Below are 222 nucleotides of genomic sequence, written 5' to 3' on the forward strand. Positions count from 1 at the left end.
CCCCCCCCCCCCCCCCCCCCCCCTTTTTTTTTTTTCACGCAGACGACGGCATCCGCGATGTGTATAAGAGACAGCCCGGTGCGCGTGCGGATGTCTATGCCGACACCTCGGCCCCTCGGCTGCTGCCGCTCGTCGTGCCGCAGGATCTGGTCAACGGGCGCGAGGACAAGATCATCCCGGTGCGACTGTCTCTTATACACATCTGACGCTGCCGACGAATAG

General features: G+C 63.1%; 1 protein-coding gene. It reads left to right on the forward strand.

Going from position 1 to position 222, the window contains the following annotated elements:
- Nucleotides 1-59 precede the first annotated feature (59 nt).
- Nucleotides 60-206 (forward strand): hypothetical protein, encoded by a 147-nt coding sequence (locus tag QN347_RS20510; RefSeq protein WP_323494504.1) that lies wholly within the window; start codon nt 60-62, stop codon nt 204-206.
- Nucleotides 207-222: the final 16 nt, after the last annotated feature.

The organism is Sphingomonas sp. 10B4, assembly GCF_035019905.1.
Lineage (GTDB): Bacteria > Pseudomonadota > Alphaproteobacteria > Sphingomonadales > Sphingomonadaceae > Sphingomonas > Sphingomonas glacialis.